The 15,362-nt window shown below is 39.0% G+C and carries 13 protein-coding genes; 2 read left to right on the forward strand and 11 right to left on the reverse strand.

Translation table 11 applies throughout. The features are described 5' to 3' along the window. Positions 1-82: 82 nt before the first annotated feature. A complete protein-coding gene (locus CZ382_RS11850) occupies positions 83-883 on the forward strand; it encodes a beta family protein (protein ID WP_088051435.1) in 801 nt (266 codons plus the stop codon). Here the strand turns inward: CZ382_RS11850 and CZ382_RS11855 are convergent. Then, positions 878-1,447 (reverse strand): sce7726 family protein, encoded by a 570-nt coding sequence (locus tag CZ382_RS11855; protein WP_088051436.1) that lies wholly within the window; start codon positions 1,445-1,447, stop codon positions 878-880. The genes CZ382_RS11850 and CZ382_RS11855 overlap by 6 nt on opposite strands. 367 nt (positions 1,448-1,814) lie before the next feature. On the opposite strand from CZ382_RS11855, the gene CZ382_RS11860 reads away from it, so the two are divergent. Next, a complete protein-coding gene (locus CZ382_RS11860; RefSeq protein ID WP_088051437.1) occupies positions 1,815-3,086 on the forward strand; it encodes an MFS transporter in 1,272 nt (423 codons plus the stop codon). Between the two features lie 161 nt (positions 3,087-3,247). On the opposite strand, the gene opp4A (CZ382_RS11865) is transcribed toward CZ382_RS11860, so the two are convergent. From opp4A (CZ382_RS11865) to CZ382_RS11910, 10 genes are all read right to left on the reverse strand, one after another. Further along, positions 3,248-4,999 (reverse strand): oligopeptide ABC transporter substrate-binding protein, encoded by a 1,752-nt coding sequence (gene opp4A / locus CZ382_RS11865; RefSeq protein WP_088051438.1) that lies wholly within the window; start codon positions 4,997-4,999, stop codon positions 3,248-3,250. Positions 5,000-5,323: 324 nt separating this feature from the next. Further along, the gene (gene opp4C, locus CZ382_RS11870) at positions 5,324-6,238 is read right to left on the reverse strand and encodes an oligopeptide ABC transporter permease (RefSeq protein ID WP_088051439.1); all 915 of its coding nucleotides are present in this window, start codon (positions 6,236-6,238) and stop codon (positions 5,324-5,326) included. 14 nt (positions 6,239-6,252) lie between these two features. Continuing rightward, a complete protein-coding gene (opp4B, locus tag CZ382_RS11875; RefSeq protein WP_088051440.1) occupies positions 6,253-7,215 on the reverse strand; it encodes an oligopeptide ABC transporter permease in 963 nt (320 codons plus the stop codon). Positions 7,216-7,255: 40 nt separating this feature from the next. Continuing rightward, a complete protein-coding gene (opp4A, locus tag CZ382_RS11880) occupies positions 7,256-8,965 on the reverse strand; it encodes an oligopeptide ABC transporter substrate-binding protein (RefSeq protein ID WP_235000422.1) in 1,710 nt (569 codons plus the stop codon). A gap of 20 nt (positions 8,966-8,985) precedes the next feature. Further along, complete coding sequence (locus tag CZ382_RS11885) at positions 8,986-10,011, reverse strand: ABC transporter ATP-binding protein (protein ID WP_088051442.1); 1,026 nt, start codon at positions 10,009-10,011, stop codon at positions 8,986-8,988. Further along, positions 10,008-11,042, reverse strand: coding sequence for an ABC transporter ATP-binding protein (locus CZ382_RS11890; protein ID WP_088051443.1), 1,035 nt, complete (start codon positions 11,040-11,042; stop codon positions 10,008-10,010). Before CZ382_RS11890 ends, CZ382_RS11885 begins: the two co-directional genes overlap by 4 nt. Before the next feature lie 289 nt (positions 11,043-11,331). After that, positions 11,332-12,339 (reverse strand): ABC transporter ATP-binding protein, encoded by a 1,008-nt coding sequence (locus tag CZ382_RS11895; RefSeq protein WP_088051444.1) that lies wholly within the window; start codon positions 12,337-12,339, stop codon positions 11,332-11,334. After that, positions 12,332-13,360, reverse strand: coding sequence for an ABC transporter ATP-binding protein (locus CZ382_RS11900; protein WP_088051445.1), 1,029 nt, complete (start codon positions 13,358-13,360; stop codon positions 12,332-12,334). Before CZ382_RS11900 ends, CZ382_RS11895 begins: the two co-directional genes overlap by 8 nt. Before the next feature lie 16 nt (positions 13,361-13,376). Next, positions 13,377-14,300: an ABC transporter permease gene (locus CZ382_RS11905; RefSeq protein ID WP_088051446.1), complete on the reverse strand. Its 924-nt coding sequence runs from the start codon at positions 14,298-14,300 to the stop codon at positions 13,377-13,379. Between the two features lie 3 nt (positions 14,301-14,303). After that, on the reverse strand, positions 14,304-15,236 hold the full coding sequence (locus CZ382_RS11910) for an ABC transporter permease (RefSeq protein WP_088051447.1): 933 nt from the start codon (positions 15,234-15,236) through the stop codon (positions 14,304-14,306). Between the last annotated feature and the right edge of the window lie 126 nt (positions 15,237-15,362).

Below are 15,362 nucleotides of genomic sequence, written 5' to 3' on the forward strand. Positions count from 1 at the left end.
ATTAGGAACATAACTCTCTAGTAAACTAGGATCCACTAACTTCATTTACGATTTTCATTCGGCTTTTGAGAAGATTGGCGAAATGCAAAAGTTAGTTGACAATGAAAGCGGCAAAAACATAATAGAACATTGTATTGAAAAATTAGTCCAAGCCGAGCTCAATTTCATACCGTGCATTCATTTTGATTCACCAATATGGATGATAGATTCAGTTCTCCAAACACAACAACCAGAAATTGCAATTCGAATAAGGTGTCACGACTTCAGTAGCCCGCTAGAAGATATTATTGCTGAAAGAATATCAGATAAAGTCATGGATAAGATGAACAACAAAAATTTCATTATTTTATTAGACTTCTACGATTCTCCAATCAATGAGAACAGATTATTAACTTCCCTAAAAAACTTCTCTGGAATCAACGCTTATAAACTGGTTTTACTCCATACATCATGTCCGGAAAACGCAGACTGGGCAGCACCAAATTCTTTCTCACTTGTTTCCAGTAGAGATGATTTAAAAACATACTTCAAATTACAAAAGAAATATCCTGATTTAAAATATGGTGATTATACGGTAAGACTAAAGCCAAGCCTAGAAGGTGCCAATATAAATTACTATAATACCTATTTAAAGATTTTCTATTCCTCCACAGATGATTATTATATTGGAAAATCGACATTATTGGAAAATAAAGGGGTTGAAACAATTAAAGGTGTTTATCAGGAAATAATTGATAGTGATGTATATAAAAGTCCCGATTTTTCGACAGGTGATAAGGCTATTTATGATTGCGCGAAAGGAATCATTGAAATTAGCAATCATGTAAAACCAATTGAGTATGGCATTAATCACCATATCGAACTAACCGGAACACAGTTATAAGTCCGGCCGCCAATTTTCCCGGGTTTTTAAGGACTTGTATACGTGTTGTTGAATAATATCCGCATCAGCTTCTCTTGAAAAAATCTCCAGAAGCTGATGTTTTTTTAGCTTTTTCATTTTTTTAGGGTATCCTAATACATCAACAAACGCTTCTAAATCCTTTTTCCAAAGTAAACGAAGTAAATAATCTTTATCCTGAGAAGATTGCTTTCTTCCTTTTCTTTTTTCAATCAATCGGGTTCCATCTGCGCTAATAACTTTGACCCCCCACCAGATCGGGACTAACTCACAAACTTGATGGTAATACTTTCGAGATACGACAATTGTCATACGCTGAAACAATTTATTATAATAATCCATTTGTCTTGGTAATCGATCTAGTGTATCAAAATCACTTTTAATTTCATAACCATGAATAATTCCATTGACAACAGCGACATCTACTCTTGATTCACCATTATTTATACCCAATTCATTTATTATTCTTGTTTCGGGATCATGTTTGTAAAGGGATTGAAGCTCATCTATTAATAAATTTCTTACTCCGGCATCATTTAAAAGCATAGTTATCACCTCCAATTTATTATTATAAATCCCCAAGTTTTTTTCAAGTATTGTTCTACAAATTTAATTAAAGGGAAGGTTTTGAGAAGAGGGCTAGCTATTATTGATTTTACTCCACTCATTTCAAACAATCCATCACACTCCCGAAAATTCAGATTCTAATAATTGCCCAATCTCCCATGTAATATATTCTTTTCATAACTTATCCATGTTATTATTAGAGTAATTTTATAATTAAAGTCAACATTATCCTTATCAACCAAAATAAAGCCATAAAACACGTTTTAAGCCAACATGGGATGATTAAAGTGGAATACCAGAACCCGACCGGCTTCTGTTTTTAAAAATATGTTTATTGGGAGTTTAGATGATGAAAATATTACTAACCAATAGAAATTTTTTATCTATGTGGTTTTCTAATTTTATTTCCATTTTAAATAGCCGATTTAGTGAATTAGTGATACCATTAGTCGTCTTAGGATTAACAAGTTCTCCCTTGATTACCGGCCTTGTGGCACTTTCCCAGCAGTTAGGAACTGTATTATTTGCAATCCCTATCGGCACTTGGGCAGAAAGGAAAAATAAAGTGAGATTAGCTGCCACATGCTATTTCCTATACGCTTTCTGCAATTTTTTGCTGGCCTACTTTATTTTTCAAAATCAGGCGAATGAGGTATTTATTGCTTTTATATTGTTTTTTATGGGAATTCTGGCTCTAATAAGCAGGACTGCTTTTAATACAATGATCCCAAATGTTGCAGGAAGACAAAAGTTATTGGAAGCGCACACCAGTTTAGAGGCAGCAGATGCTATTTGTACCTTAATAGGGCCGGCAATTGGCGGGGCTTTATTAGCTGCGGCCGGGGCAGGTATTACCTTAGCGTTATGTGGTTTTCTTTTCATTTTTTCAATGATATTTATTTTAATTGTAAAACACCGGGAAAAAACAACCGACTATAGGAAGAAACATGTTTTCATGAAATCCAGGATCGATGACTTTATACGCCAGTCGGTAGAAGGGCTCAACTATCTTGTTGCGAATCCGCCCCAGTTAATAAGTACCTTGGTCATGTGTATCTTAGGATTTTCTACCGTTTTTATCGTTTTAACCGTTATATTCCACGCTAGACTGTCATTTGATCTTTCTGAGGAATTAATTGGAATCCTTTTATCCAGTGCCGGAGTTGGGAATATCATTGGCGTTTTTATGATGAAATGGTTTAAAAATGCTAACTGGCTACTCCTGTTTAGTATGTTGCTTCTAATATCTTCCTTAGGCGTGTTGATCATTCTCATAACGAATCAGTTTTTAGTTATGTGTTTAGGTATGCTGATTTTTGACGGTGCCCTTTCGATGGCATTTGTAGTGCAAGGAGCAGTTCATCAAGGAATTACTCCAGATGAATTTTTATCAAGAGTCCGAAGCGCCACTTATGTAGTAAGCGGGATATTTTCAATGCTGGGAACATTTCTGGCTGGTGCAATTCCCGAGGTTACTACATCAAAAGTTGCGCTTGGACTGGGAGTAGCCATGCTTGCTGTTCCAGGGATTTACATCATCAAATTTAAAAGATTCAGTGTTAAATTCAGTAAAATAGAACCGGTTTATCTAAAAGAAAAGTCGGGTAAAAAGGCTTGAGGTTTATAATGACACAGCTTTTTAGCATTAGAATTAATTTATCCTATTTAACTATCCGGTACCAATCCAGCTTCAATAAAGATCACTTAACCATTATAAATTTGCTGATAACCCCGACTAAATTCACAAGATTTATCATAGTTTCCCTATTTCATAAGGTTCTATTCTTTACCCTCCGTTACCCACCACAAATGTGTATCAACCTGTGATGTAAATGCGTTTGTATGAACACTTTGCAAGCGTTTGTTAACAGCATATACATCTGCTGGTGCATATAGGAAAATGTTTGGTAATTCCTCATTTAGGATTTTTTGCCACTCCACATACACTTCTTTACGATACCCTTCATCAAACGCTTTATCGCTTAAGCCCTCTTCAATTAGCTGATCAGATTCCTCGTTTACCCAACGACTGAAATTCCAGTAGTCGTCAGATCTCCACAAACCTGTTGGGTCGGGATCACCTGTAAGATCCCATTTACTGTAGAATAATTCAACAGTTGATTCATCATGTTCAATTACATCATAAAACAAGTTTAATTCCTTAAGTCCGCCGTTTAGTCTAACGTTAAGGCCAACATCTTGCCAATTTTTGATGATATAGTTTGTGCGTGGTTTGGAAATTTCATAACCAGAAGCGGCATCAAAATTGATCGTGAACTTTTTCCCCTCTGGATCCTCGCGCCATTTATCACCATCCACATCTTTATAACCAGCCTCATCAAGTAACTTTCTCGCCTTCTCCGGATCATAATTATATACTGTAAGTTCTGATTCATCAGCGCTTGCCCAGCTAGCTGGATGTATTGGTGCTTCGATTAATTCACCTAATCCATTATAGAATGAATCCAATATTCCTTGGCGATCAAGCGCATAAGCCATCGCTTGACGAAGCTTTTTGTTCTGAAATTTAGGGTTATCCATTACATTTACTTCCTTTTCCTTATCCCAATGGCCTAACTTAAACCCGATATAGGAATATTCTAATGAAATTTCTTCATTTAAAATTACATTGTCAAGTGCTTTAACATCCTTGTATTTACTGTCTGGGATAGCCATGATATCCACTTTACCATTTTTAAGTGCCTCTGTAGTTTGTGAATCGTCTATAACTTTGAAGGTAATGCCGTCCAAATACGGTTCACCTCTCCAGTAATCATTGAATTTCTCCAATTCTATTGTTTTACCTGGAACAATATTCGTTACTTTAAACGGACCGGTTCCAATTGGATTTTTGCTTACTGCATTCGATTCAGCTAACTCTTTTATTGGAATATCCTCGTAATAATGTTTCGGCATTGGATAGCTCCACAGTATTGACATCGTATTAGGAGCAATATCTGTTAGTTTTAACGTAATTGTTTTATCGTTTACAATGTCAATACCTGAGATACCGTCAGCCTTACCTTCATGATATCTTTGTGCCCCCTCAATCATAGATACGTTTGCATAACGTAATCCGGTATAATCGGGATGTGCAATAACTTCGTAAGCAAATGCAATATCCGCAGAAGTTAGTGGTGTATCATCATGCCACTTGATTCCATCTTTGATTGTAAAAGTAACCGTTTTTGCATTTTTATCGACTACGTAATCAGCCATACCTGGCTTAAGCTCCAATGAATCACTTTTGTCAACCAAACTATCCGAAATAAAATTGAGAATCAGTTCGTCTTCTTTGTGTTCGAACAACCCTCTTTCCAATAACGAATCAAACGGTTTAGTAGCCGCAAAAGTGACCGTTCCTCCTGACTTGGGTTTATTTGTATTTTCTTTCGTTGCTGCTTGGTTACTGTTATCAGTTATTTCCTGTTCGTCTACCCCTTTACTCGATCGATTATCCGTACAGGCGGTAATTCCAAACAATATGAAGAGAATAAGAGTTACCAACAACCCAGTCTTTTTCAAAGGCATTTCCCCCTTAGGATGGTTTCCTTTTTACTCGGCAAAATATAAAACTTACGCTGGGACAAAAACTTCAATATTCACATATGTATAACTCCCGACAATAAATATGACCCTTATATGTTTATTTTTCTTTTCAGTCAGTAATTGCAGCTTTTAAATTTAATCTTAAATAGATATTTGTGATTGCTAATTTTTATGTCCAAACAAAGTAATTTAGTATCTATAAATAAAAAACGATATTGAGAACTAGTAACTCAATATCGCTATTTGCTATATCTAACCTGATGACGTTAAAGGTAACGTAATACAATTAAACTGTATTCCTAAAGCTTACTTTTTAGCTTTTGGATCTAAAGCATCTTTTAATCCCTCACCCAAAAAGTTTATAGATAGTATCGTAAACGTAATACAAACTGCCGGCGGTACCCAAATCCATAATTTATTTTGTAATACATCCGTTTCTCTAGCTTCCATTAACATGTTTCCCCAACTTGGTATTTCCGGAGGCACTCCGACACCAATAAAACTAAGACCAGCTTCAGCCACAATATAAACCGCCAGTAACAGCGTTGCCTGTACAATGATCGTAGTCAACACATTAGGGATCAAATGTTTGATAATTACTTTAGATGGCTTACACCCAATGGAAGTAGCTGCCAGAATATATTCATTTTCCTTCTCTGCAAGAATTTTACTGCGAACAATCCGTGCTACACTCCCCCATCCCAGTAAACTGAAAACGATAATCAAACTCCACATGCCAGTTACTTTACCAAAACCCATCATAATTGCATTTAAAACAATAACAAAAACATAGAATGGAAGGGTTAATACAAAATCCGTAAACCGCATTAAAAGATTGTCAACCCACCCACCGTAATACCCGGCAATTGATCCAAAAAATGAACCGATCAAGGTAACGAAAACCATAGACAGTAATCCGATGGTCAATGAGACTCTTCCGCCGTAAAGTGTCCTTGCAAAAACATCTCTGCCATTTCTATCCGTTCCGAGCCAATGATCACTGGATGGTTCCTGGTTTATTTCTGCCAAATTGATTCTTGTAACGTCATCCATACTCAGAAGATAAGGTGCCAAGAATGAAATAGCTATCATAAACACAAGGAATATCAGGCTTGTCATAGCCAATTTATTTTTGAAAAATTTCTTTCTGGCTATCGTCCAGGTTGAGTCAAACTTCTGTTTTTCCACATTCTTTGATGACGTATTCATTACTGGTTCCATTTCCAACTCCCTCCTTAATAACGAATTCTAGGATCGACAACTCCATATAGTAAATCAGAGACCAAGTTACCCACTAAAGTCAGCAAAGAAAACAACATGGTTAAGGACATGACCACGGGATAATCTCTTGTCGTAACCGAATCAATAAACAACATGCCGATTCCGGGGTATGTAAAAATCGTTTCGGTTATAATGGCTCCTCCAATTAATGTTGCCAAGTCGAATCCAAAAAACGTTATAAGCGGGATGATCGAGTTTCTCAAAATATGTTTATTGTAAATAATTGATTCTTTTGTTCCTCTTGCTCTTGCGCTGCGAACATAGTCTTTTCCGCTATTTTGAATAATATCGTTGCGGAGAAACTGTGTGTATGAAGCAGTGGAAAACAAACCTAATGTAATGGCCGGTAACACAACATGATGTATTCTGTTACTCCAAAATTCCAGTGATCCTTCTTCAAGGCCAGGAGTAATAGAACCACTTGATGGAAACCAGCCTAATTGAAACGCAAAAAAGTAAATGGCAATGATAGCAATAATGTATTGCGGGATTGCTATACCAGTGTAGTTAAATGTAGCAATTAAATTATCGCCGAGTGTATATGGCTTCCTGCCAGAATACATTCCTAAAATAAACGCTACCACATATGTAATCATTAATGCTGTAAGTGCTAGAAAGATTGTATTTGGTAATCGATCTAAAATGACATCTAAAGCTGGTTTTTTATAAGTTGTCGACTTCCCTAAATCTCCTTGTACAAAATTAGTAACCCATCTTTGATATTGGATAGCAATCGGATCGTTATACCCGAGCTCTTCCCTCATTTCCTCAATATACTCCACGCTGGTGTTGTTTGGATCAATCTCCCCCGAAAAGGGGTCCCCTGGCATTAGCTTTGCCAGGGAAAATACAACAACGGAGATAAGGATTAACAAAGGAATCATGGAAAGAAGTCTGCGCAAGGTGTAAGCTAGCATATTCATTTCTCCTTATCTGCAATTTCAACCATTGAACTAATTAGTCAGTTACTGTCCACTCGTGGAAGTCATGTAAGCCATTCGCATCAATCGTTACTCCCTCTACACGTTTATTAATACCGTACAGGTCAACGTTTTCCCAAAGCGGAAGCCCCGGAAGCTCTTCATTGTACAATTTTTGCCATTTAATATATACATCTCTGCGGTAGTCTTTATCAAACGACTTTTCACTTAGTCCATCATCAAGTAATTTGTCAGATTCCTCATTTACCCAGCGGCCATAGTTCCATTCAGATGTACTATGCCATAAACCAGATGGATCTGGATCTGAGCCTACTAGCCACGCTCCGAAGAATACCTCAATATTTTTATCGTCATTATCTTTCATTTCATTATACGTATTAAATTCGATCAATTGTCCTGTTGCTAATTCTGTTTTTAAGCCAACATCTTCCCAGTTTTGCATGATCGCCTGTGTACGTCCTTCAAATGCTGACGGGCCAGCATAATGGGCAAATTTTACGACGAATTCCTCTCCATCCGGATCTTCTCTGTATCCGTCACCGTTCGTATCAACGTAGCCCGCATCCTCAAGCAGTTGTTTCGCCTTCTCTGGATCATAATCATATTGCGTTAATTCTGATTCGTCTGCTACAATCCAGTGTACAGAAGGAATTGGTGTATTAACAATGTTCGCTTTACCGGCTAGATAAGAATTAATAAGCGATTCGCGGTCAAGGGCGTAAAACATTGCCTGGCGTAATTCCTTATTAGCATATTTATCAAAGTCGGCAACCGCTTGTCTTTTATCCTTATCATAGTGACCAAAACGGAAACCAATATACGAATATCCAAGTCCTGCCTGTTCCTCAACCTTCATATGTTCCATTTTTTCCAGTTCTGCAACGTCATCTGGATTGACTTCCATAATATCGATTTCTCCATTTTGGAAAGAACCTTGTATCAATGATGGGTCTACCACTTTAACAAGTACTTCATCAAGTTTAGGTTTACCTTGCCAATAATCATCATATCGTTCTAGGCTCACATACTCGCCCTGCTTAATTTCTTTTACTTTAAACGGCCCCAGCCCAACTGGAGTTTCGCGAACTTCTTTTGACGATGATAAATCCGCTACAGGGATATCTTCCAATTCCTTTTTAGGCATTGGGTCAATCCATAAGTTCTCCAAATTGTTGACCTTTGCTTCCTTAAAGGTAATTACCGCAGTGTATGGGTCTTTTACCTCAAACCCGGAAATCGTGTCTGCTTCCCCGTTATGGTATTCTTCTACCCCTTCAATATGGCTCACCATATCGTAACGTGGACCATCATAATCAGGATCCGCGATGACTTCAATCGCAAAAAGCCAGTCATCCATTGTCAGTTCTTCACCATTGTGCCACTTCACGCCTTCTTCAAGCGTAAATGTAAATACCTTATTATCCTCCGTTTCCCAACTGGCAAGGTTTGGTTGGAACTCCATGTCCGCATTAACGTCCAGCATACTTTCATGGATAAAATCATTTATTTGGCTATCTATCGCACTTCCCGCAAAACCAGGAATAAATAAACCTTCAGGAGCCTGGTCTACGGCATAAGTGATGGATCCTCCGCCTTCCTCACCGCTTTTCGATTCTTTTGCGTCTGCATCTTTTTTACCATCACCTGAAGAATTATTACTACAAGCTGCCAATACCAGTGATAACGAAAATACAAATGCTAATAAAAACAAAAATTTCTTATTCAACAATGATTCCCCCTTTGTCATTATTTGTTTTCTTCTTCATATAAAAGGCATGCGACCTGTCTATTAGGCCTCACCTCCTTCAATTGCGGTACAATTTCTTTACATTTTGGCATTGCAACCGGACATCTTGTATGAAACACACAGCCGGTAGGTGGGTTCTGCGGGCTAGGTACATCCCCTTCCAGAATAATTCGTTCCTTCTTATGTAATGGATTTGGTTCTGGAATTGCCGAGGTTAGAGCTTGCGTATAAGGATGTAGCGGTTCATGATAAATTTCCTCTTTATCGCCAACTTCCACCATATGCCCTAAGTACATCACGCCAATTCTGTCACTCATATGTTTCACAACACTCAGGTCATGGGCAATAAACAAATAGGTTAAATCAAATTCATCCTGTAATTCTTTTAACAAATTAAGGACTTGCGATTGGATGGATACATCTAATGCGCTTACCGGCTCATCAGCAATAATTAGTTTTGGATTCAAGGCTAGAGCCCTGGCAATACCAATCCGCTGCCGTTGTCCACCAGAAAACTCATGCGGATATTTGTAATAGTCCTCTGCGCGTAATCCGACTCTTTTCAATAACTTTTTTACTTCTTCTCTTAATTCTTTATGGGACTTATTCGTATAATTTCGTAATGGTTCATCTACTAAATGCCCTACCATCATCTTGGAATTTAATGATGCGTATGGATCCTGAAAAACCATCTGGAAATTCCTTCTTGCCTTTCTAAGTTTTGATCCACGCAAGTTGGTAATGTCCTCGCCATCAAAGATAATCTGCCCTTCTGTTGGATCTGTCAGACGCAATAATGTTCTTCCGGCTGTAGATTTGCCGCATCCCGATTCACCCACAAGTCCAAAGGTTTCTCCCTTTTTAAGCGATAATGTTATATCATCTACTGCTTTTACATCGCCAACTTTTCGTTGAAAAAATCCAGCGGTTACAGGATAATATTTTTTTAAATTCTTAACCTCAAGCAGTACTTCTTTATTATATAAATCCTTTTTCTTCTTTTCCGATACTACCTGCTCACTCATAACTTCACTTCCTCCTTTTTACCTGCTGTTGTGTCTGGATAGCATGCATCATAAAGGAGGCACCGTGCGTATTGTCCGTCTGCTACTTCGGCAAGCTGTGGGGTAACCTTCGTACAATCACCAAACGCCTTTGGACACCGATCGGCAAACCGGCAGCCAACCTGTGGCATATTTTCTAGTGATGGAACCACCCCTTCAATCGAATTCAGTTTCTCCTCGTCCTGATCCATTCTGGGAATACTGCCTAGCAATGCCTCGGTATATGGATGTTTTGGCTTGGTAAACAATTCAACAACATTGGACGTTTCCACTACTTGCCCGGCATACATGACGATGACCCGATCGGCCATTTCCGCTACAACACCTAAATCGTGGGTAATCAGCATAATCGCCATATCTTCTTTATCTTGAATATCTTTCAGTAATTCCAATATTTGGGCTTGGACCGTAACGTCCAGTGCTGTCGTTGGCTCATCCGCAATAAGTAATTTGGGGTGCAAGGCAATTGCCATTGCAATCATGACACGCTGCCGCATTCCGCCCGACAGCTGATGAGGGTATTCATCAATAATTTTCTCCGGTCGGGAAATCCCAACCTGCTTTAATAAAACAATCGCTTTTTCACGTGCTTCTTTTTTAGAAATCTCCAGATGATTAAACAATACTTCCATTAACTGCGAGCCAATCGTAAATACTGGATTTAACGCAGTCATTGGTTCCTGGAAGATCATTGCAATTTCCTTGCCGCGTACCTTGTTCATTTCTTTATCCGATTTTTTTGTCAAGTCTTCCCCATTGAATAAAATTTCACCGGCTGAAATTTTCGAGTTTTGTTTAGGCAATAGCTGCATGACCGATAGTGACATAACACTTTTTCCACAGCCTGACTCCCCAACAACACAAACAACTTCTTTCGGTTTAACATCTAAATTCACATCTACTATTGCATTATGTAATTCGCCATCAATAATAAATCCCGTATGTAAATTCTTTATTTTGAGCAGGTCGTTGTCATACTGATTGAGTACCAACCACTCTTCCCCCTTTATGTAAAAGTATCAAGATTGCAAACATTTGCAGTAAAAAAAGCGATGCCACTACTACTATATTTTAATTAAATCGTAACATTCCTGTAATATAACAACTATTTGTTCAAGTATAAATTATTTTCAGATTGTTAACAAGCCTTTTTTCACATTTTTATATCATTTTTTTGAAATTTGTGTTTAATTTCCTAGAAAAAACAAAAAAACCGGGGATTATTTAATGATTTAAAAAGGTATAATGACCCACTAGATTGCATCCAGTGGGTCAATTTACTTAATTTCCTTTTGTTTTATATTCTTCATTATAACGATCGTCGTATAAGTGGCAAGCGACCCAGTGATCTTGTTTGTATTCTTGAAAATCAGGTATAACACTGGCACAAACATCCATTGCGAATGGGCATCTTGTTCGGAATCGGCATCCGCTTGGTGGATTTATCGGGCTGGGAACATCACCTTCAATGACAATTCTTTCCCTCGTTCGTTCCACCTCCGGATCGGAAATGGGAATTGCACTTAATAAAGCTTGGGTGTATGGGTGAAGCGGTTCGGCATATAAATCATCACTTGTTGCAATTTCTGCCATGTTTCCTAAATACATCACTCCGACACGATCACTAATATGTTTGACCATTGATAAATCATGCGCGATAAAAAGAAACGTTAATTCATGGTCATGCTGCAATTTTTTCAATAAATTAACAACTTGCGCCTGAATCGATACATCCAGTGCGGAAATAGGCTCGTCGGCAACAATAAAGTCAGGATTAACTGCCAGTGCCCGGGCAATTCCAATCCGTTGCCGCTGCCCACCACTGAATTCATGCGGGTAACGATTTCCGTGATCACTGTTTAGACCGACCGTTTCCAGTAGCTCGTTTACCCGACTTGTTCGTTCTTGTTTGTTTTTTACGAGCCCATGAATATCCATACCTTCTGCAATAATGTCCTTAACCGTCATTCGCGGATTTAAAGAAGCATACGGATCCTGGAAGATCATTTGCATACTCCGGTTAAATTTCTTCAGCTCTTTTTTTGATTTTTTCCCGTGAACATTTTCTCCGTAAAAATTAACGGTACCATCGGTTGCCTCATATAGCCTTAGTATTGTTCTCCCGGCAGTAGATTTACCACATCCGGATTCACCTACCAGTCCGAATGTTTCTCCCTTATAAATATCAAAGCTAATATCGTCAACGGCTTTCAAGTAACTATTCCGGTCTATTTTAAAATGCTTTTTCAAATGTTTAATTTCAAGTAATTTTTCACGTTGGTTATCCATGGACTTTCGTACCTCCTACAATAGCTGTGTCCGGAATATCCACTTTTGGTGCGCGTTGATCCAATAACCAGCATGCGTTTTTTTGTGAAGCCGAAACTTCCGTATACTGGGGCATATGATCCTCACATACCTTCATCGCATACGGGCATCTCGTTGCAAAAGGACATCCCTTCGGCGGATCAGCCAAATCCGGTGGTGACCCGGGAATTGCTTGTAATTCTTCACTTCCCCCATCCAGCTTCGGCATTGAGCCTAATAATCCCCAAGTATACGGATGCTTTGGGTTGTAAAAAATTTCATCCACTGTACCTGTCTCGACAATTTTTCCACCGTACATGACAGCAACCCGATGTGCCGCGTTCGCAACTACCCCCAGGTCATGGGTAATTAGGATGATGGCTGTACCTGTCTTATCCTGAAGTTCACGCATCAGGTCCAGGATTTGTGCCTGAATGGTTACATCTAAAGCTGTTGTTGGCTCATCGGCAATTAACACTTTTGGGTTACAAGCAAGCGCAATAGCAATCATTGCTCGCTGCCGCATTCCACCAGAAAATTGATGCGGGTATTGTTTGATTCGTGCTTCCGGATTTGGAATACCTACAAGCTTTAATAACTCCACACCACGATGATATGCTTCTTTTTTCGACATGTTCTGATGTTTAATCAGCCCTTCTGCTATTTGCTTGCCCACTGTCATCGTCGGGTTTAACGATGTCATTGGGTCCTGGAAAATCATACTGATATCCTTTCCACGGATACTTTCCATTTGTTTTTCAGATTTCTCAACAATATTTTCACCATTAAATTCAATCGATCCACCGGTGAATTTTCCCGGTGGCATTGGAACTAATCGCATAAGTGATTGTGCCGTAACACTTTTTCCTGACCCTGATTCGCCGACAATGGCTAATGTTTCCTTTTCCTTTAGTTCAAATGTCACACCCCGGACGGCTTTGACTTCACCACCATATGTGTCAAACGAGACGGATAAATCATTCACTTTCAAAATTTTATCCATTTATTTATTTCTCTCCTTATTTACGTTCTTTTGGATCTAATGCATCACGCATTGCATCACCAATAATGTTAAAGGCGAGCATCGTTAAACAGATGAAAAATGCCGGGAAGAACAACTGGTACGGATAATACTCCAGAGCTGGCAATGCATCTGACGACATGGTTCCCCAGCTTGCCAGTGGTGCCGGCACACCAAGTCCCAAATAGCTCAAAAATGCCTCCGTAAAAATCGCATTTGGAATCGTCAATGTCAAGGTGACGAGAATCGGCCCGAGTGTATTAGGCACCAGGTGTCTGAACATTATTCTGGAACTACTTGCACCAAGTGATTGTGAAGCCATTACATATTCCTCTGATCTTAGCTGCATGACCTGTCCTCTGACAATCCTTGCCATATTAATCCACCCGGTAATGGTCATGGCAATGATTAGTGTCCAAAGCCCCTGTGGCATGATAACCATTAGTAAAATAACGACCAGCAAATATGGAACCCCATATAAAATATCAGCGATCCGCATCATATATTCATCGATTTTACCGCCAAAAAATCCGGAAACAGCACCCCAAATAACCCCAATGATGAGGTCAATAAAGGCAGCCATTAAGCCGATAAATAAAGAGATTTTTGCCCCGTACCATGTTCTGGCAAACACATCCCGTCCAAGGTTATCGGTGCCAAACCAATGTTCTGACGATGGAGGCTGATTAGATTGCATTAAATCATTTTTGAAGTAGTTTTCACCGGAAATAGGAGCCCCAATAAAGGACATGATCCCAAGCAACACAATGACAACGACTGCGGCAATTGCTAATTTATTTTTTCTAAAACGGCGCCAAGCATCCTTTCCAAACGAAGTACTTTCTCCCGATATTTTTTCAGCATCTTCCTGTTTCCGTTCAATTTGTTCAAAATCACGTTGGTTTAACTTTAATTGTTCCATGAATTACTTCCCCCCCTTACTGGCAACTTTAATTCGGGGGTCGACCAGCCCGTATACCAAATCAACGATAAGAATAGTTATAAGCAAAATAATACTAAAGAATACAGTTGTCCCCATGATGACGGTATAATCCCGGTTAGTTACACTAACAACAAACTCATTGCCTAACCCAGGTATACCGAATATTCGCTCAATTATAAAACTTCCTGTCAGTATAGATGCAACTAACGGTCCCATGTAGGAAACAACCGGGAGAATCGCATTCCGGAGTCCGTGTCTATATGTAACAATCCGTTTTCCCAGCCCTTTCGATTTAGCCGTTTTAATATAGTCCGCATTCAATACATCAAGCATACTGGAACGCATTAACCTGGCAATGAAAGCGAGCGGTGTGGTGGCGAGCGCAATTGCCGGCAAAATGGTATGGGCGAATGATTCAAACCTAGCAACCGGCAGCATTTGCAGCTTCATGGCAAAAATATATTGCAGTACCGTTGCCATAATAAAACTCGGCACCGATATGCCAAGCACAGCAATAACCATTGCCACATAATCCCCGAACTGGTTATGCCTCAGAGCCGCTATAACTCCGAGTAATACGCCTACTGCCACCGCAATAAATATTGCTTCTAATCCCAAAATGAGGGAAAATGGAAAACTTCTGCTGATAATATCCATTACATCTTGTCCGACGTATTTAAACGACGGGCCAAAATCAAATTGTGCCGTACTTACAAGGTAGTCAAAGTATTGTTGATAAATCGGATCGTTCAAGCCGTATGCCTCGTTCATTTGCTCCTCAATCACCGGCGGCAGCTTCCTCTCTGATGCAAACGGACCACCAGGGGCTGCCTTCATGAGAAAAAATGTAATTGTTACAATGAAAAATAATGAAATTAAAATAAAACCGAATCGTTTTAGCAGGTATCTAGCCAAGAAATCACACCTCCAAAATTCCTGTCCACAAAAATAGGGGTGAATTCCATCCCCTTTAACAAACCATTCACATGACTCTACTGATTAACCATAAGCTAAACAGTAAATTACGGGTAAGCGGGTTTT

The sequence above is a fragment of the Virgibacillus dakarensis genome (genome assembly GCF_900155625.1).
In the GTDB taxonomy this organism is placed as follows: domain Bacteria; phylum Bacillota; class Bacilli; order Bacillales; family Amphibacillaceae; genus Lentibacillus_C; species Lentibacillus_C populi.